Annotated in this window: 15 protein-coding genes; 10 read left to right on the top strand and 5 right to left on the bottom strand. The window is 32.2% G+C overall.

From position 1 onward, the window contains the following. Nucleotides 1-5 precede the first annotated feature (5 nt). From AWE51_RS23085 to AWE51_RS23130, 10 genes are all read left to right on the top strand, one after another. Nucleotides 6-683: a hypothetical protein gene (locus AWE51_RS23085; RefSeq protein ID WP_066318839.1), complete on the top strand. Its 678-nt coding sequence runs from the start codon at nt 6-8 to the stop codon at nt 681-683. A 72-nt stretch (nt 684-755) separates the two neighbouring features. Then, on the top strand, nt 756-1,355 hold the full coding sequence (locus AWE51_RS23090) for a hypothetical protein (protein WP_066318841.1): 600 nt from the start codon (nt 756-758) through the stop codon (nt 1,353-1,355). Nucleotides 1,356-1,678: 323 nt separating this feature from the next. Then, on the top strand, nt 1,679-4,813 hold the full coding sequence (locus tag AWE51_RS23095; RefSeq protein WP_082832577.1) for a carboxypeptidase regulatory-like domain-containing protein: 3,135 nt from the start codon (nt 1,679-1,681) through the stop codon (nt 4,811-4,813). A gap of 27 nt (nt 4,814-4,840) precedes the next feature. Continuing rightward, the gene (locus tag AWE51_RS23100; RefSeq protein WP_066318845.1) at nt 4,841-6,931 is read left to right on the top strand and encodes a DUF5689 domain-containing protein; all 2,091 of its coding nucleotides are present in this window, start codon (nt 4,841-4,843) and stop codon (nt 6,929-6,931) included. Nucleotides 6,932-7,014: 83 nt separating this feature from the next. After that, a complete protein-coding gene (gene tssD, locus AWE51_RS23105) occupies nt 7,015-7,719 on the top strand; it encodes a type VI secretion system tube protein TssD (protein WP_066318848.1) in 705 nt (234 codons plus the stop codon). A gap of 3 nt (nt 7,720-7,722) precedes the next feature. Then, nucleotides 7,723-9,405, top strand: coding sequence for a LysM peptidoglycan-binding domain-containing protein (locus tag AWE51_RS23110; protein ID WP_066318850.1), 1,683 nt, complete (start codon nt 7,723-7,725; stop codon nt 9,403-9,405). Further along, nucleotides 9,384-10,124: a hypothetical protein gene (locus AWE51_RS23115; protein ID WP_066318852.1), complete on the top strand. Its 741-nt coding sequence runs from the start codon at nt 9,384-9,386 to the stop codon at nt 10,122-10,124. Before AWE51_RS23110 ends, AWE51_RS23115 begins: the two co-directional genes overlap by 22 nt. Nucleotides 10,125-10,179: 55 nt before the next feature. Then, the gene (locus tag AWE51_RS23120) at nt 10,180-11,139 is read left to right on the top strand and encodes a glycoside hydrolase family 19 protein (protein ID WP_066318853.1); all 960 of its coding nucleotides are present in this window, start codon (nt 10,180-10,182) and stop codon (nt 11,137-11,139) included. Continuing rightward, the gene (locus tag AWE51_RS23125; RefSeq protein ID WP_066318855.1) at nt 11,136-11,570 is read left to right on the top strand and encodes a hypothetical protein; all 435 of its coding nucleotides are present in this window, start codon (nt 11,136-11,138) and stop codon (nt 11,568-11,570) included. Before AWE51_RS23120 ends, AWE51_RS23125 begins: the two co-directional genes overlap by 4 nt. Before the next feature lie 54 nt (nt 11,571-11,624). Beyond that, nucleotides 11,625-11,954: a hypothetical protein gene (locus AWE51_RS23130; RefSeq protein ID WP_066318856.1), complete on the top strand. Its 330-nt coding sequence runs from the start codon at nt 11,625-11,627 to the stop codon at nt 11,952-11,954. 53 nt (nt 11,955-12,007) lie between these two features. Here the strand turns inward: AWE51_RS23130 and AWE51_RS23135 are convergent, their stop codons facing one another. The 5 genes from AWE51_RS23135 to AWE51_RS23155 are packed head-to-tail and all read right to left on the bottom strand — an operon-like array spanning nt 12,008 to nt 18,119. Beyond that, on the bottom strand, nt 12,008-13,102 hold the full coding sequence (locus tag AWE51_RS23135; RefSeq protein ID WP_066318858.1) for a hypothetical protein: 1,095 nt from the start codon (nt 13,100-13,102) through the stop codon (nt 12,008-12,010). A gap of 17 nt (nt 13,103-13,119) precedes the next feature. Next, the gene (locus tag AWE51_RS23140; protein ID WP_066318859.1) at nt 13,120-15,786 is read right to left on the bottom strand and encodes an OmpA family protein; all 2,667 of its coding nucleotides are present in this window, start codon (nt 15,784-15,786) and stop codon (nt 13,120-13,122) included. Nucleotides 15,787-15,792: 6 nt separating this feature from the next. After that, a complete protein-coding gene (locus AWE51_RS23145; protein WP_066318860.1) occupies nt 15,793-16,287 on the bottom strand; it encodes a DUF4280 domain-containing protein in 495 nt (164 codons plus the stop codon). Nucleotides 16,288-16,299: 12 nt separating this feature from the next. After that, nucleotides 16,300-17,478 (bottom strand): LysM peptidoglycan-binding domain-containing protein, encoded by a 1,179-nt coding sequence (locus AWE51_RS23150; RefSeq protein WP_066318861.1) that lies wholly within the window; start codon nt 17,476-17,478, stop codon nt 16,300-16,302. 14 nt (nt 17,479-17,492) lie between these two features. Further along, nucleotides 17,493-18,119, bottom strand: a complete 627-nt coding sequence (locus tag AWE51_RS23155) for a DKNYY domain-containing protein (RefSeq protein ID WP_066318864.1) — start codon at nt 18,117-18,119, stop codon at nt 17,493-17,495. Nucleotides 18,120-18,198 lie beyond the last annotated feature (79 nt).

Here is an 18,198-nt window from a genome sequence, read left to right on the forward strand (position 1 = left end):
CAATTATGATACACACAATTGCAGACTTTAAAAAAAGTATAGCTTTAAGAATAACTAAAAAGCTAGAGAGTGATGGTTTTAGATATTTTAAGACTAAAGAATTGTTTCAATCATCTAATAAGGAAGGTACAAATAAAATTTTCATATACCCTACCGCTAGAAGTAATTATCTATCTATTGAAATCAAATGTTTTTATGAATCAAATGAGATAAAAAAAATATTTAAAAAAGTTAACCCTGATCTTCAAAATCCAAGATTAAAAATGGGAACGGTTGGAGGTACGCTGAAGTTCATTATTGAAAAAGAATTTAATGAAGTATGGAATTTTTCTCACTCTACTATTACTTTTGATTTACCCAACTCTTTCGATATATTTTTAAATGATTTTATGAAATTATATCAAGAATACATTGTTGTTTTTTTTGATAAATGTAGAGATTCAAAATACATTCATTCATTGCTAAATACATATGATGCCAATTCTGTAGGTTTTGGAATCAATTATGAAAATAGAGTTTTAAAAGGGTTGCCTGCTGCTATTAATTCAGGAATCTCGTTATCAGAGTTTTCAGGTTTATCGGAAAAATATGAATCTGCTTTAAGAAATGATTCTTTAAATTATTTAGAAAATTATCTTACCATTAAAGACACATTACTTAAACAATTAAAAAAAGAAAACTAAAAAACGAACTATTTTATAGTGCGCTGTGAATGATGATATTATTCATCTATTGATCATTAAAAAATCAAAACGATGCAAACTTATTACAATGACATTCCAAGAAATATAAAATTCGAAAATAAATCGATGGATTTCTCTTTAATTACCGATCATTTTTTGGCATTGTCTGATCATGAGGCTTCCTATCTTAAAGTAATAAACATTTACAATAAGATACTTTCTTTTAATTGGAAAGCTAAAGACAAGTGGTTATTAGACATCCCTATTATACCTGGCAAATTTCATAAACAACGATACGCTACCAAAAATGAATGCGTGGCAATAATTTACGAAATGGATCAAGAAAGAAATATTGATGATTTTGAGAGATTTCTAGAAGTTCCTGTAGAAGAATTTACTCTTGACGAAATGTTAGTTTTTAAAGCAGAGGATGAAGCCTTATTACGAGAAGAAGAGCTACCTACAGAAATGCCTCCTATTTCTGAACCAATTAAACAACAAAAACAACTCTCTACCCAACCCAAGAAAAATCAAAAACAATCTTTTGTTATCGGTAAACAACTAGGATCTAAAAAAAGCCCCTCGTCTCCTACTCCTATTGACTCTAAACCGATGCATGCTAATTCAAAAAAAACAAAACCGTCTGATGATACTAGTTTTTTTCAGCTTTAGAATTCTTTCTTTTAATGATTTATTGCCCTAATCAAAATAAATTATAACAATTTAATCAGTTTTATGTATTAAAATAGCGTATTGTAACGTTTATAAAGTTCAGGGAATTATTTTTTAAACATTAAAACATTTTTATGAGCATCAAAAGTATTTATTATAATGATTTTTATATATTTAACCCCGTTTTTGGAAACCACTATTCTACCCTACTAGTTTTTAAAAAAAGCGTATACCAGCGTTGTGAGCTCGTATACTAATTACAACTATTTTAAGTCAATTAATTTTCACTTATTTGATTCACACAAAATAAAAAAAGCACTTAAATGACAAGATTTTTTTACTCACTTTTATGTATTAGTATTTTTTGTTCAGGTTGGTCTCAGAATGCTTCCGTAAAAGGAAATGTAATCGATAGCAAAACCAGAGAACCTGTTGCAGATGCACTCGTAATGATTGAAGGTACCGAGACACTTCAAAAAACCAATGTTCTGGGGGAGTTTTTACTAGATGAAAATGTTCCGATAGATAAAATAGCAATAACCATTACAAAAGATGGGTATAAGCTAAGAAGATTTAAGGTTCAAATTGTAGAGAATAAAGCTGCAACTATAAAGGATATAAATCTATTTCTTGAAAAACCAGGGGCTTCTAAAAAAGGAAAAAAAGAAAAAATAACATTCTCTGGCACGGCACTTACAGGAATTATTACAGATAGACAATCAGGAGAAGTAATCTCTGAAGCACGAGTAAGTATTGTAGGAACTTTTAAGACTACAAAAACAGATAGTGAAGGACGTTTTGCATTTGCCAGTAATGTACCTCCTGGGCCAAGATTGATTGAAGTCTCTAAAGATGGGTATGGTTCTAAAACTTATGATGTATTTATTGCCAATGGAAAAGTAGCAAATATCGATGGGATAACTTTAGGTAACGATATATATGATATTGAGAACTTACAAATCAACACCTTTTCTGAAGACCAATTACTAGCAGAAAATGAAGCGATTCGCAACGGTTCAAGATTTTACCAATCGTCTAATGATATCTTCTTAAAAACAGCTGCATACCAGTTTAGTTTATCTTTTTTTAATGTTAGAGGACAAGACGCTTCTTCTGGAGAAGTTCTTATTAACGGTGTTTCTTATAACAATGCTTTTGATGGTGCTCCAGAATGGAATACCCTAGGCGGATTAGAAGAAGTTACTCAAAATACAATGCTAAACTATGGATTAACGGCATCAAAATATGCCATTGGTGGAACTTTAGGAAGTCTAAACATTAACACTAGAGCTTCTCAATATCGTAAAGGTGGGAAATTATCATATTTTTCTTCAAATAGACGTTTCTCACATGGCGTAAATGCTACATATGCCACCGGAATGACAGAAAAAGGATATGCAATTGCAGTTTCTGCAACAAAACGAACAGCATTTGATGAAGGTTATTTTGATGGTACTCCTTATGATTCTAATTCGTTTTTCATTAGTGCAGAAAACAAAATAGATGGAAGTAACACCATTAATTTTACTGCATTTTTTACACCAACCGAACGAAGCGGAAGATCTGCAAACACTCGTGAAGTTTTTGGGCTTAAAGGTAATAGGTACAATAGCTTTTGGGGATTACAGAGTGGAGAGATTAGAAATGCCAGAAAACAAAACGTATCACAACCTCTTTTAATGTTAAGTCATTATTTAAATGCAGGAACCAATCTAAAATTATCAACAAACCTGGCTTATAGTTTTGGTACTAAAAGAAGAAGTCGTATCGATTTTCAAGGAGCAAATATAAATAATACAGGCGCTATTATTCCTTCTCCTGGCATAAACCCGGATCCAACACTTATTTCAAGATTACCGAGTTTTTTCCTTCTTGATGCTGATAATCCGGATTTTGAAGGCGCTTTTACTGCGAGAGAAAATTTTCAAAATGACGGACAAATTGATTGGTTCAACCTTTTTGACACTAATAGAAATAGTGGTTTAGAAAACGCTATCTACGCATTATACGAGGATGTTCAAAAACAATCTAATCTCACCATTAATACTATTGCCAATATTACTGTTAATCAAGAATTAACCATAAACGGCACATTAAGATATTCGCGACATACACTGAATAATTTTGCCGAAATTAAAAGTCTATTGGGCGGTCAAGGATATCTGGATGTAAACACTTCAGAAGGAACAGGAAATAGTATACAGTCGGATTTACAAAATATTAATCGAATTGTAAGAGAAGATGATGAATTTAGATACAACTATGACCTCAACAAAAGTACTTTTCAATCTTTTGTACAAGGAGTATATAAAACAGAACAGTTTAGTGGTTTTCTAGGCGTAGATGTATCTTACTCTAAAAATCAAAGAGACGGAAAATTCCAAAATGGTGCCTCTCCTAATTTATCTTTGGGGCCTGGTGAAAATTATAACTTTTTAGACCTGGGAGTAAAAGGAGGATTAACGTATAAGATAAACCCTATACAAAAAGTAAGTTTATCTGGACTATATACATCAAACGCCCCAGAATTAAATACTATATTTCTTAATGCAAGAGAAAGTGATAACCCAAGAATGCTTCAGGGGTCTATTGCCAACAATGATTTAGTAATAGGGTCAGAACTTATTGACATTAATAAAGCTAATACCATAGCCATTGAAGGTCGATATGAATTTAACAACTCTTTTCTAAAGGCAAACGTTTCGGCATTCTATACCACAGTATCCGATGCTAGTGCAAATAATTTGTTTGAAGGAAACACCATTAACACTACTTCTTCATCATCTATCCAAGAAGTACTAACAGGTATTGATACAAGATCTATGGGTGTCGAGGTAGGAATACTTTATAAGGTACTGCAAACATTAAGTGTAAAAGGTGCGGTTGCCATTGGTGACTATACGTATACAAACAACCCGCAATTACAATATGTAATTTCAGAAACTAATGTTGTTGATTTAGGCGAAACTTTTTTAGAAGGACTTAATTTTAGTAACGGCCCATCCAATGTTTATTCCTTAGGATTTGAATATCGAGCCCCTGATCAATGGTGGTTTGATGCAACTGCTAATTATTTTTCTAATCAATACATTGCTATTAACCCATATTTTAGAACACAAGACTTCTTTTTGGATACTGATGGTATTGTCTTTGAAAATTTTGATACTGAAAGTGCTAAATCACTCTTAAAACAACAACAACTTGATGATTACCTAATGATTAATTTATCCGGTGGAAAAAACTGGGATATTAATGATAATGGTACTTATATCGGTTTTAAACTAGGTATAAACAATATATTAGGAGAAAATCACGATATAAGAGGATATGAACCTACAGGACAGTTAAAATACAATACCCGCTTAGAAGATTCGCAACGTGAACGACCAATATATGGAAATCGATTTTGGAAAGGATACGGAGCCACATACTTCGCTAACATTTATTTTAGATTTTAAAAACACACAAATAAAAAACGCTTCATTATGAATAAATATTTTTTAAAACTCTTACCTTTACTAGGTATTCTGATCATTACCGTATTTTCGTGTAAAAATGATGAGGATATAACCATCCCAGATACTGGTATTGTGACACCACCGGATCTAGAACCTAATGTTGACCTAACTTTTGTAAAAAACCTGGACGACGGAACAATTATTGATTTTAACACCGTTCAAAACAATGGTGAACTTATTACTTCAGGTTTTATAATCTCTAGTGATGTTGCTGATAATATTAATAACCAAATATACATACAAGATAAGGCTGACAATGCAGAGAGCGGTGTTGTAATAGACGTTGCTTTAAACGATATTTATCTCACTCATGCGATCGGGAGAAATATTATCCTTAAGCTTAATGGCTTGGGAATGCAAAAAATTGATAATGCATTACACATAGGAGTATTAGAAAACGGAACCCTAAGTCCTATGGACAGTGATGATTTTAAAGAATTTGTTTTTCGTACTAGCACATTAGAAACTATCGTACCTAAAAAGTTAACTATTAATGAAATTCTACAAGCATCAGAATCAACAGATGAAGATGATGATATCTCTACTATCTTAGTAAGTATTGATGAAGTACAGATAGTAAATGATGAACTAAGTTCTTCCTATGCTAATCCAGATAATAATGAGACAGTATTAAGAACGCTTATAGGTTGTACTGATAATAAAAACATAGTACTACAAAATAGTGGTTTATCTAATTTTAAAGCCCTTCCCTTCCCTACTGAAAAAGGAAAAATAACAGGAATTCTTACTAAGGATGTCTTAACCATCAGAGATACCGATGATGTAAACTTCACAGAATCTCGTTGCGGTACTGGGCTAGAAACTACAACAAACATTACTATTGCTGATGTTGTTGCAGAAGCAGATGGAACTAATCTTGTAAAATTTGATGATGTTACTTTTGCTACTGTACAATCTGGAGATGATCCGGTATTTACTGGTTATGCCATTTCTAGTGATGCAGAAAAGAATATTGTTAATGAGTTATACTTACAAGCAAGTCCAGAAAATCCAGATGCTGGAATTATAATTGACTTTGCTGCGGTTAATCTTTTTGAAACGTATCCTATTGGGCAAAAAGTAAGTGTAAACCTAAGCGGATTAGGGATGCAAATGGTAAATGGTAATTTACATATTGGAAAACTGAATACTGCAGAGGATGCTATAGAGCCAATTACACCATCTCAAACTACTTTTAATGAAGTAGTTGCTCCGTCAGATGATCCAGCGTTTACAATAGTTCCTACTACAGTTACTATAGAACAAATTGAAGCTGGCACTTTTATCCCACTTACATTAGTACAACTAGTAGATATGCAAATCGCAGCCGATAATCAAGGGCAAACTTTTGACGGTGATAAAGAATTACTTAATTGTACTACCAAAACAAAAGTTACACTTAGAAATAGTGCTACTGCCAATTTTGCATCAGAAACATTACCAAATCAACAAGGGGTTGTTACAGCTATTATTGCTCAAGACCCAAGTATACCTTACTTGGTGATAAGAGAAACAACAGACCTTAACTTCACTGCGGCTCTTTGTCAAGAAAAAGAAATTTTGATCGATGAAGATTTTCAAGGCATAGATACGGGAGATATCGGATTTGATATCGCACTAGATGGATGGGTAAATGCCAATAGTAATTCTAACATTTTTATTAGATGGACAAGTAATAACAATAGTGATAATATTTTTGCTGAAATCCTAAATGGAGGTCCCACAGATCAATATAATGCTTGGTTGATTACTCCAGAACTTACTATAGTAACCGAGAGAATACTTACGCTTTCGTTTGACATTAATGTTAATGATAGAAATAGTGACAATCTAGAAGTACTTATTGTAGGACTAAATGGTAATGTTATCACCGAACAAACTATTATAAATGATATTGTTCCGCAAAACAATACAAGCGGATTTACTCCTATTGAGACAACTATTACCATACCCGATGGTCAAGATACCTTTAGAATAGGGTTTAGATACAGAAAAAGTTCTGGAACTCCTTCTACAACAGAATATCAGATTGATAATCTTAAGATCGTAGAGCAGTAAAGTACTGATACAAATCTCCCCCATGTGTAAACTTGGGGGAGACTTGTTATAACCATCAACCTATGTATAAAACCAACATCTAAATGTCTTTTAAAGCAGTACTCTATATCGAAAATCAAGAACGTATACTCATTAACAGTGAGTTGGTCTATTCTCAATTGGCAGATATTAATGGTAGACCCACACAATTACCAATGGGTGAGCCACTACATCTTGTATTTCCTTCTAATGCACAAGACGAGCTGTTTTATGAATATATGTTTGCACCAAATCGTATGTGTAAAGGTTATATTCGTGTTTTTAAACGTGATGGCTTGCAAAAAGATTTTGATATTGAATTTGCTAACGCACATATTATTGGATTAAAAGAACACTTTTCATCTACTGGCAAGGAACCAATGAGCATGGCACTTACAATTTCTTACGGAATTAGTAGAGTTAAAGGAGTTATTCATGAAAAAAAATGGAATCCTAGTAATCCGTTTAAAATATCTAGTGCTACTCCAATACAACGAAAAACAACACTAGAACCTACTTTAGAAGATGGATATTTTACAACACTAAAAGGAGATAGAATTCCTAAAAGTGAGTTAAAAACAGGTATCGAAGTGTATTATGTGCTAGAGACTCAAAATGCTATAGGAGAATTTATAGACCTTGACCTTGCTGATGCCGAAAATGATTTTAAATATAATGGTGAGATAGTACCTAATGATGTTCTAGAAGATCTACAAATTACCGGCAATAGCCAAAAAATAAAATTAGAAGTAATCAGACAACAAAACTAAGCTATGCCTATTGTAAGTTTTAAAAAGTATCCTCATGTTACCTTAACTACTCCTCCATTAAAAATCTTACGGCCCAAGATTAACAATGCTTATTTTGCAGAAGCCAAAATCGAAAATGTAGAAGTAACTAGTACTACAAAAAAGAAACCCGAAATTTATACCGTTAAAAGTGGTGATACACTAGGTAAAATTGCTACAAAAAAAGGAGTTACTATAGCCGACATTATAAAAAGTGATACGCAAATTACTGAAGCTAATAAAAATGATATCACCATAGGGCAAAAAATTACTTTACCCACTAATGTTGCCTCTAAAGAGACTAAACAAAAAATCACTTTCACTAAAACTAACACAGGTACTATAGGCAGTGATCTATACGTTATTGTAGAAACAGAAGATTTTCAAGGTTACAATGTGAGTATTAATATCAAACAAGGTAAAGAAAAAGGGATCGAGGAGCAAGACAAAGCAATCATGCTTAAAGATGATCAGGGTGCATATAATACCAAAGTCATTACCACTGTTGGTGGGATGTGTGACACCGAGTATACCAACAAAGATGACTTTGCCGATATGGCTATTTTTAAAATAGTAATTGATAGTAGTGATGATACCAAGAAAAAAGCATGGACTGATGCATTAGAAAAAGCTAAAGATAAAAAAACACCTTTATATATTCTTGCAGATGCCCATACCCTAGATGGTCAAGAAGAAATGAATATCAATTACTTTGGCGATACCGAAGAAGGCGAAATACGAGGCGAAAAAATAACAAATCGTTGGTTAGATGTAGATGGAAGTTGGTTTGAGTTAGAGCCAAAAAAGTGTAATTGCAATAACGATTTAACATTAAAAGACTTATCTGATGTTTTTCAAAATGCTTCAGAAGATAGGAAAAAGGCCATATTATTAGAATTTAACAAGAATTATACTACTAATGAAGGAAATAAGAAAAAGCTCTATGAAATTTTCGAGTTAGATACATGCTTAAAAAGAGCTCATTTTTTTGCTCAAACATATGTTGAAAGTTTATCAAACTTATCTGGCGCTTTTAATGGAGAAAGTTTAAACTATTCTGTCTCAAAATTAGTTTCTGGCTACCCTTTCAAATGCTTTAAAAATAACACTATACTTAAACAAAAAGCATATGAAATTGGACGAGGACCCTACACTTATTATAAAGAAGTAAAAAAAATAGATGAAAAAAGTAAAAAAGAGATTATAGTAAAAGAAAAGGTGAAAATTCCTTCAAATCAAAAAGCTGATCAAAAAGCAATTGCAAATATTGCGTATGCAGATAAAAACAGAGGAAAGGGATATAAACTCGGAAATACTAAAGAAGGAGATGGATGGAAATTTAGAGGTCGAGGTCTTTTACAAATAACTGGAAAAACAAATTATACGAATTCCCAAAAAATAATTAACAACAAGATTCCTAACTCTGGAATAGATTTATCAAAAGGTTCTGACAAGTTTACTGCAAAAGAAGCTGTTTTTGCTGGCTTAGCTGATTGGTATGAAAAAGGCTGCTATAAAATAGCTTCAAAGGGTGAGAAACCCGAAAATGTTGATGCCATTACAAAAAAAATAAATCAAGCTACAAAATCTTATGACGATCGAAAAAAAGCTTTCCTAAACACTAAAAAAGTTTTTAAACTTGATGAATGCCAAACCAAAAAACAATAATGATGAAGAGTATTTATAAGTATTTATCTTGTATGTTATTTTTATTCCTTTCTTGTAAAGAAACTACTAAAAAAACTTCTGTTACTACTATTGAAAATAAAACTGATACTATTATAAATAGTAAGTTAGCCATAAAACAAGATCAAACAAACATTACTTACATTAGAGAATTTGATGAAAATATTGAACCATTTGTAAAAAAAATTCAAAATAAGTTATATGGTTTTGATAGAAATATTAAAATTAGTCATCAGATAATAGAAACAAATAAATGGATTGACGGTTATTCATTTGTGATAGTCTTTTTTGATCTGTTTGATAATGATGAAAATTCCGAAAATGTCGAGGGTTTTATTTTATGTTCTTTGGATAAAAAAAAATACCACCTTATTAAAATTGACACTTTTTATCCAGAGGGAAGAAAAGCCAATATAGAATCTGTTTTTTTTTCAAATGCTGATCAAGATGATTCTAAAGAACTTGTAATACTTTGTTCTTGGATACAACGACATAAAAATACTGCCGAAGGAAAGCTTTATCAAACTTTTATTTATGATGATTATAAACCACAAACAAAGGTAAATAAACTAGTTTTTTTACAGGAAATAAGTGATCATTTTAGTATTGAATTTGAAGGAATTCAGGAAGGAGAAGAATCAATTGCTAAATTCAAGTCTTCTTTTTCAATAAAAAATGAACTTAAAAATTTAGGATTCTAAAAAAACACCTTTATATATTCTGGCAGATGCCCATGTCCTAGATGGTCAAGAAGAAATGAATATCAATTACTTTGGCGATACCGAAGAAGGCGAAATACGAGGCGAAAAAATAACAAATCGTTGGTTAGATGTAGATGGAAGTTGGTTTGAGGTGAATAATCTAGATTGTTGTCAAAGAGATATTACAAAAGAACAATTAAAAAAAATAGCAACTTACTCTACAGATTCAAATATTGATGAACACTTAAACGGTATAAACCAAGCTTTTAAGGATAATAAAATTAATAGTTGTTTGAGAAAAATTCACTTTTTAGCACAGTTAATTCACGAATCTGGAAGTTTTCAATATACCGAAGAAATAGGAGCGAGTGAAACAGACTATGGAGGCTTTAAAGGTAGAGGTTTGATTCAATTAACTTTTAAGTCTAATTACAAAGAGTATGGTGAATTTGTTAATGAAGATGTAACGTCATCCCAAAAAAACAAAGAGAAATTAGAAACGGATCCTCATGCGGCAAAATCTGGTGGATGGTATTGGGGGCAAAAAGCTAAATTAAATGATGAAGCAGATGAAAATGATTTTATAAAAATCACCTACTCTGTAAATGGTGGATATAATGGCTATAATGATAGACTTAAATGGGTAAAAAAAGGCTTTAAAGAACTATTTGATAATTGCTCAAACGATAGTGGAAAGAACTTTACCTATAACTTTTCAGATAGTAAAGCTTATAATATTAAAAAAGCTTCTTTTGGTTGGGGATTATGGCATGATCCAGATTTAAATAAGTCTGGTTGCACAAAAAGTAAAACTAAAGCTATTGAAGGCTATGAGAGATTTATAAGTTTGCATGATGGAGAAGGAGCTCCATCATTAACTAAGAAATGGTATGGATATAAGGGTAGCGATATTAGAAGCACGGTAGAAGCTAGACTTGCTGACCTAAAGGAAGAAAGTCAAGAAAATAATGACTCACTAGAAAACTCTAATAGTATTAACAACAATAGATCATGAAAAAAATAATAATCTTTCTTGTTATATCAATTCTTTCTTGTAACAAAGAAAAAAACACAATTAACATCACTAGTAATCAAGATGTTACTAGTCAAATAAAAAACACTAATCTTTTCCTAGACTTGGACGGTTTTTATCAACTAAAGGAAAAAGATAACTGCGGACTATCGATAACTATAGAAGGAGTTAAATATAAATTTAAAACTATAGATAGAGAACAAACTGGAACTATTGAAATTATTAAAGAAAAAAAGGAAGTATTTTTAAAATTTAATGGCCTTTTTGGAGATGACCCAAAGGAAATCATTATTGCTAAATATCGAGAAGATAATTCATTTATTATTCAAAATTATGGAAATAGTATGAACCCATATACTAGGTTTTCAGAATGTGAAAGCAAGTTTTTATTAATAGAAAAAGTAAATCAATAGTACTTTCTAATGCATGGTTAAAACCTTATAGTAAGCCCGCAAGACAAAGCAATCATGCTTAAAGATGATCAGGGTGCATATAATACCAAAGTCATTACTGCTGTTGGTGGGATGTGTGACACCGAGTATACCAACAAAGATGACTTTGCCGATATGGCTATTTTTAAAATAGTGATTGATAGTAGTGATGATACCAAGAAAAAAGCATGGACTGATGCATTAGAAAAAGCTAAAGATAAAAAAACATCCTTATATATTCTGGCAGATGCCCATACTCTCGATGGTCAAGAAGAAATGAATATTAATTACTTTGGCGATACCGAAGATGGTAAAATTATATCATCAGGCCATTTAAAACGTGCTGATATCGAAATTTTGAAATAACCAAAAACTATAAAAGCTATTGGTTATTTCAAATATTTATCTTCTTTATTATTTTAAATAACCGTGAACCCATCTCCTTTTTCCTTACGTTGAAAACGAAAATCAAGAAATATCACATCTTTAGGGTCTTTCTTATTTTTTAATCGTATCACACCTTCACTATCGGCTTTGTGTAAAAACATCACCAACTTGCCATAGGCTTGATATTCTAATTTAAAAGTTTCAAAGAACAGTGGCTCTACTTCATAATCTTCATTAGTCAAAAGATTTACAAACTCCTTTTCTCGTTTTGGTTTCTCATCTTCTTTATATAGTAAACAAGTTGTAATCAGTTCTTCTCGTTCCTTAACTAGTTCTAAATATCCCGCTACATCCCTTTTTTTAATGATCGCGTGTACCTTTTTATAGGCATTAAATAATTCGTTTTCTAAATCCTCTTCTTTATCCTCGAACTCCTCTTTAAGATCAACAGATTTTCTCCAGCCGACTATATCAAAAGGAACCTCGGCAGTAAAGGTACTACGCCATTCATAAACCGGTAACCCCTCTAATGGTGCTGGTTCTTTGGGTTCATATTTACCGTCAAGAGCTACTTGATCTGCATAATCATATTCAGAAATCCATTGCTCATCACTTTGACTAAGCTCTATCCCATTATTCCCATTCATTTTTTCATTATATCGTTTGGTTCTTAGATCTCTATTAAGAAAATAATAAAATTCTAATCCCATATAACCTTCTTTTGCAGGGAAAATTTGCAATCCATGCCTAGGATACATTAACACCCGTACTTCATGCTCACCACTAGTTAATAGTAATTGATTCATATCATGTGCTCCCGTGGCACCTCCTCCTCCTTTGGTTATTGGCCCCATTAACTTGAATAAAGAAACATCATTAACAAATACTTCATATTGACAATTTTTACTTCTTAAATAAATACGATTGGTACGATGTTCTGTAATGGTCGTATCGCTTGGTATAGGAAATATCTTTTCCTGGGTTATATTATTCTGCATGGTTGTTCTGTTTTTCCAAAAAGGTTCTTGTTGTTGTATTCTGGCTTTTATATCTTTTGATGGGCTTTGTTTACACGAAATAAACACCAGTACAGTGTATAACATTATCCATCTTGCAATATGTTTCATTTTATATATATAAAAATTTATAGTATGTATATTTTATCTGTTTTTAAGGGTTCTGGTTTCAAAAAAGGCTCTTCTTTATTGCCAAACTCAACATAACGCTTAAATCCTCCTACAGTTGCTTCTGCTTTAAAGGTGAAAATTAGTCCTGAAAAACCAACTTCGGGCTCAGCATATAATCCTTTATCATCTGCATCAACCTTTACTTTAGCAGCAAAATGGGCATCTGCCTTTGCTTCTGCTCTTAACTCAAGTTTTACTTCCATAATTCGATATTCATAAGTTACTGCAAAATGAATTTCTGCCGTAACTTCTATTCCCATCTTAGCTCCTAAATCTAACACACCACCTTCAATTCCGGACAAACTATTAATTTTTAAAGCCTGAAAGTCAAAAGTCAATTCTCCATAAAATTTAGCTTCAAACGTCATTCCGCCATTTGCTAAACCAAGAACTACATCTGCACCCGCAATCATAGCCCTAATAGCAGGATGCATACGACTAGCAATGGCCAGCAGATCAAGAGTAAAGCTAGCCCCTATGAGTGGTGCTGCTTTAAACTTTAGTACTCCAACAGTCGCTACCTTAGTTTGATGCGGGGCTTTACCCTGTTCTAAAAACCACTCGATATTTGCATTTAATGCCGGTGCCTTGACCTCAAACATAAAAGGAGGACGAGAAGCCATACCTTTTGCTCTTCCACCTAACGTATCTTTAACTTTATCTGCCATCTCCTTGTATTTTACCATGGCATTGATAACAGTTCTTAGTTTTTCTGCAAACTCAGTACTTATTTCTACATTTTGTTTGTCTTCATTCCATTTTGCATCAAGTTTTAACCCAAATTTACTAAGCATCTCCGGACTGTTCTGCATCCTTCTACTTTCAATACCAGATGCAGTGGCTCTAGATTGTGCTTGCCTCATTTCGCGTCGTATGGTCTGTACATTGTTATCCATAGGATTACTCCTACTGTACTCGGGTAAATTAGCATGTGTATATGCTGCCGCATGTGAAAAATTAAATGATAATTGAAAATTCCATTTAATATCAGGATAAGCTTTTAGAAGTATGGCAGCATCATTCTTATCAGAATAATACCTACAGCTATGAATATGAACTTTATAGACAGCGGCAGAATCCATTTTTCTTTCTGCAGTTCCCACTTTAATCAAATTCCATTTTGGCCAAATATACTGTATGGGGCCTGGATTTGCAGCAGATAATGTAGATTGTATTGGAAATTGCAATGATGCTCCAGAGCCTTCAAATTTCCTTGCATCTGGGGATTTGATCATGATTTTGTTTTCATGCTTATCATCTTCTCTATAACAATCTGTTGTATCTAATTTTATCGTATCAAGAGTAATCATTTTATCACTACTTGGTGCTATTGTTTCAAACACAACAGGGTTTGCACCATGTCCAGCAAAAGAAAACGAAATATCGACTCTACGAGAGTTTACATACTCTGGATCATTTTTTCGACTAATATCATCAGGACTCTCTGCATTTAATTCTCCTAATCCTAAACTTATAATTCTACCCGCTTCAAGTCCTCCTTGTACAAAAAAGTCTTTGACTGCATCACTACGACCTTGTGATAATTCTTGATTAATTTCTATGCTACCTATGGCACAGGCATAACCCTTCATAGTAATTTGGGTACCTCTATTATCTAACAAAAACCCTAAAACATTATTGACAATATCTTCTGCTGCAGGATTAATACTAGCATCATTAAAATCAAACAACACGCTACGTGTTATGTCTTCTGTAGTAGTACTAGGATTCTCAAGAATTTGACCATCTTTAAAAACAGGTATCGCATCAGTAGTTGTTTTTCCATCTTTAACAACTGGTATTGTGATTTGAATTTCTTCAAACTTACACGGTTCAAAACGTTCTGCATTAACTTCTGGTTGATAAATTTTGGTAGGCGTAATATTGGTAGAGGGTTCTGCTACATTACGAGCCATTTCCTTATCTATTCTTAAATAACGTGCGTGTACATCATCGTCATGCTCATCAAACACAAGGTTTCCCCCTCCATCTTTTACTTGTATATAAAATTCTTGTTGATCTCTCCAACTAGACACTTTAGCCATCCACTCGTTGGTGTTTCCTATAAAATACAGTGCTTCTCCGTTGACTACTCGTATATTTTGTTTACCTCCTATAAGTTGATCATATCCTAATTGTCTACTATAGATCTCTATCGATACTGTTCCCCCATTAAGTCCTTCGGTATCTAACCACAAATACACTTTGTTCCCATATTTTATTGGGGTTTTTCTAATATCACTTCCTTCTGGTTCTGCTCGCCACTCACTTTTTTTAATTAATGGCTTAGTATACCCATTAACATATATCTTATCACTGATACTATCAGCTCTTAAAATATCAGAAGTACTGGCTTCAATAACATAGGAATATGGCCCACACAACTTTTTTTTCATGGTATACCCAAATGTACGCCCTGGCCTTCTCGAATCTATTGCCGTTGGAACTACTCTAAGAAACCAATACAATTGCTGATTTAATGCTTCTTCTGCAGTTGCATCTGACCATTCTACAACTCCAAAGGTTACCTCCTCATCTGGTTTTACAGTAACAGAATTTTCGGTAATGTTATAACAGGAATCAGTTCCTCCTATTACACTAATTTTATTTACGTTTGCTGCCATTGTATATTATTTTGCTCTTACCGTTATACCTTCGCTTGATTGTTCTGGGTTTCCTATATCGGCTGGATTGACCATAGGATTAAGTTGTGCTTGCGTATCTTCATCTGCGTTATCCATATTTTGTTGACTTGGTTGTGCTATTTGCCCATGATTTGAAATCTTTACACATGGTGCCCCTGCAATGGCACAAGTAGCTTTACTATCTTCTGTAATAATGTTTCCTCCATTTTTTAGAATCACATTTTCATAAAAACCTGTCCATTGTGTAATTGCGGGTTGACAAGGTTTATAACTACTTCCTGTGGGTTGTAGTTTACATTGTCCAAAAGTTTTATTTTGAAAAGGTTGTCCTAACTCTAAGGTAGTACCAATTAGTTTTTGGCTGCCATCTTTATCATTAGCATATTCATATTGGTGAGAATCCACCTTTAAGGTATCCGGAACAAAACCAAATTGACACTCGCAAAGTGCTCCTTGTACTACAACATGTTTTTCACTCATAATTTATATGTTTTATGAAAATAATGACTTCCAAAATGATTTCTTTTTATCGTCGTTTTGATTTTCTTCTTCGATAAAATCAGATTTTTTGTTATTATTTATGTTTGGTTGGTTATCTAGCATTGATACACTTATAGATACAGATTTAGGAATATCTAAATCTAAATTACAATTAACATAAGCCGATTGTATGCTATGTGTATATGGCTCTAGAAAATACAACGCTCTATATTGTCCTTTTGTTGATTCATTACGTTTTGTAAACGAAGGGAAATTAGCTTTATTTCTAAAATCAGCTTTGCTTCTTTTATCAAAACACTTTCCTTTCATTTCTATTTTTATACGTTTATTTTGAATGAATTCTATTGCTTTTTGATCTACTTCATATTGCACTGGTTTCGTATTAGGCACAATAGGAAACTCAACTGCATTTTTTATTCCGGATTTGGTATTATACGATTTGTAAATTGCATTAAAATATGTAGCAAATAACCAATCATTTTTAAGAGATTTTAATAAATAATCTTTAGTTAGTAATGATGCCTCAAAGAGCTGAAAATATTTTTCTACGACTTCTCCCTTATAATATTCTAATTTTTTACTTTTTTGTTCTTCCCATCTTGTTAAAATCTCTTCATGATTATAAATATCAAGTATCAAACGATTCGCATTCACTTTTAAAATCAGCGGATATAATACCTCTGAACAGCTTAGTGCTAATTCGTCTGCAATCAAATCTGGTTCTTGATCATTTATATATGTTTTTGAGAAACGGTCTATAGTAACATATCTATTATTATCTTGATCTATTGGGTGAAAATGAATACTCACTTTATAGCTTATTGTCGTATTTTCTTTAGCACCCGATTCTATTGTTTTTAATACACCATAAGTAATCTGTTCATCTTTAATTTCGTAATGAAGTCTTCCTCCAAATGGAGTAGTCAACAATTCAGGATCTGCTTCATTTTCATTCAACCAAACTTCTTTTCCATCTTTAACTCCATATCCTTTGGGTGGCAAAATAATTTCTAATAAAAAATCTGGTAACCTAGTATCTATTTGATCATAGCTATTGGCTTTTTTATTATGATATTCTTTTAATTCTTCAATATCAAGACCATTTTCTTCAGCAATAGACTCTAAAGTATCTTCGTGTTTAACCTTATATGTTCTATAGATTGTGTTCAAGATGGTTATATTATTTATTCTAGATTTTTAAAATATTTGTTTATTATAGAGTCTCTACTATTAATCTTTATACTTTCAAAATTTTCTTTAAAGTCTTTTGGAGATAGTGCTTCACACATAGAATATACTTTCGTAGAATCTATACCTAATGGTATCCCATTTACTTTAATAACCTTAAACGTGGAGACAAAATCAGTTTCAATTTCTTTACCATTTCTAATACAATATATTTTATTTCCATCACTCAAATATTCGTTAGTATCATCTAATATTTTTGAATTTCCCGAATTTAAATCTAGTACTCTTACCGAGGGTATGTATGCATCATTAGAAATGTAATAGATATTGCTTTTATCTTTATAAAGTGTATGATCCAAAATTGGTTTATACGATTTTATATCTATTATTTGATCAATTGGTTTTTTTAATAATACATCATAAAGGAAAATACCTTTCACTACCTTTTTAATCTTATTATCGACTAGCTTTGACTCATAATAATTTACCCCTAAATATGTAGTACTCTTATAAGAATATAAGTTGTTTTGTATAGTACTAACTTCATCAGCAGGTATTATTTTAGAGTCAGATGCATCATCGTTTTCAATAAAAAAAAGAGGTGTCTGACTAGCTAGATTCATGCAATTACTTGAAAAGCATGTTATAACCAGTATACCTATTATTAATAATTTATTTTTTAACTGTTTTGCTGCCAATTTA

This window comes from Aquimarina aggregata (assembly GCF_001632745.1).
GTDB classification, from domain to species: Bacteria; Bacteroidota; Bacteroidia; order Flavobacteriales; family Flavobacteriaceae; genus Aquimarina; species Aquimarina aggregata.

Bases quoted from the DNA above. Each gene is read 5' to 3' on its own strand.
- AWE51_RS23120 (WP_066318853.1), top strand. From the start codon at position 10,180: ATGAATATCAATTACTTTGGCGATACCGAAGAAGGCGAAATACGAGGC.
- AWE51_RS23145 (WP_066318860.1), bottom strand. From the start codon at position 16,287: ATGAGTGAAAAACATGTTGTAGTACAAGGAGCACTTTGCGAGTGTCAA.
- AWE51_RS23115 (WP_066318852.1), top strand. From the start codon at position 9,384: ATGCCAAACCAAAAAACAATAATGATGAAGAGTATTTATAAGTATTTA.
- AWE51_RS23085 (WP_066318839.1), top strand. From the start codon at position 6: ATGATACACACAATTGCAGACTTTAAAAAAAGTATAGCTTTAAGAATA.
- AWE51_RS23135 (WP_066318858.1), bottom strand. From the start codon at position 13,102: ATGAAACATATTGCAAGATGGATAATGTTATACACTGTACTGGTGTTT.
- AWE51_RS23125 (WP_066318855.1), top strand. From the start codon at position 11,136: ATGAAAAAAATAATAATCTTTCTTGTTATATCAATTCTTTCTTGTAAC.
- AWE51_RS23155 (WP_066318864.1), bottom strand. From the start codon at position 18,119: ATGAATCTAGCTAGTCAGACACCTCTTTTTTTTATTGAAAACGATGAT.
- tssD (WP_066318848.1), top strand. From the start codon at position 7,015: ATGTCTTTTAAAGCAGTACTCTATATCGAAAATCAAGAACGTATACTC.
- AWE51_RS23110 (WP_066318850.1), top strand. From the start codon at position 7,723: ATGCCTATTGTAAGTTTTAAAAAGTATCCTCATGTTACCTTAACTACT.
- AWE51_RS23140 (WP_066318859.1), bottom strand. From the start codon at position 15,786: ATGGCAGCAAACGTAAATAAAATTAGTGTAATAGGAGGAACTGATTCC.
- AWE51_RS23095 (WP_082832577.1), top strand. From the start codon at position 1,679: ATGACAAGATTTTTTTACTCACTTTTATGTATTAGTATTTTTTGTTCA.
- AWE51_RS23100 (WP_066318845.1), top strand. From the start codon at position 4,841: ATGAATAAATATTTTTTAAAACTCTTACCTTTACTAGGTATTCTGATC.
- AWE51_RS23090 (WP_066318841.1), top strand. From the start codon at position 756: ATGCAAACTTATTACAATGACATTCCAAGAAATATAAAATTCGAAAAT.
- AWE51_RS23130 (WP_066318856.1), top strand. From the start codon at position 11,625: ATGCTTAAAGATGATCAGGGTGCATATAATACCAAAGTCATTACTGCT.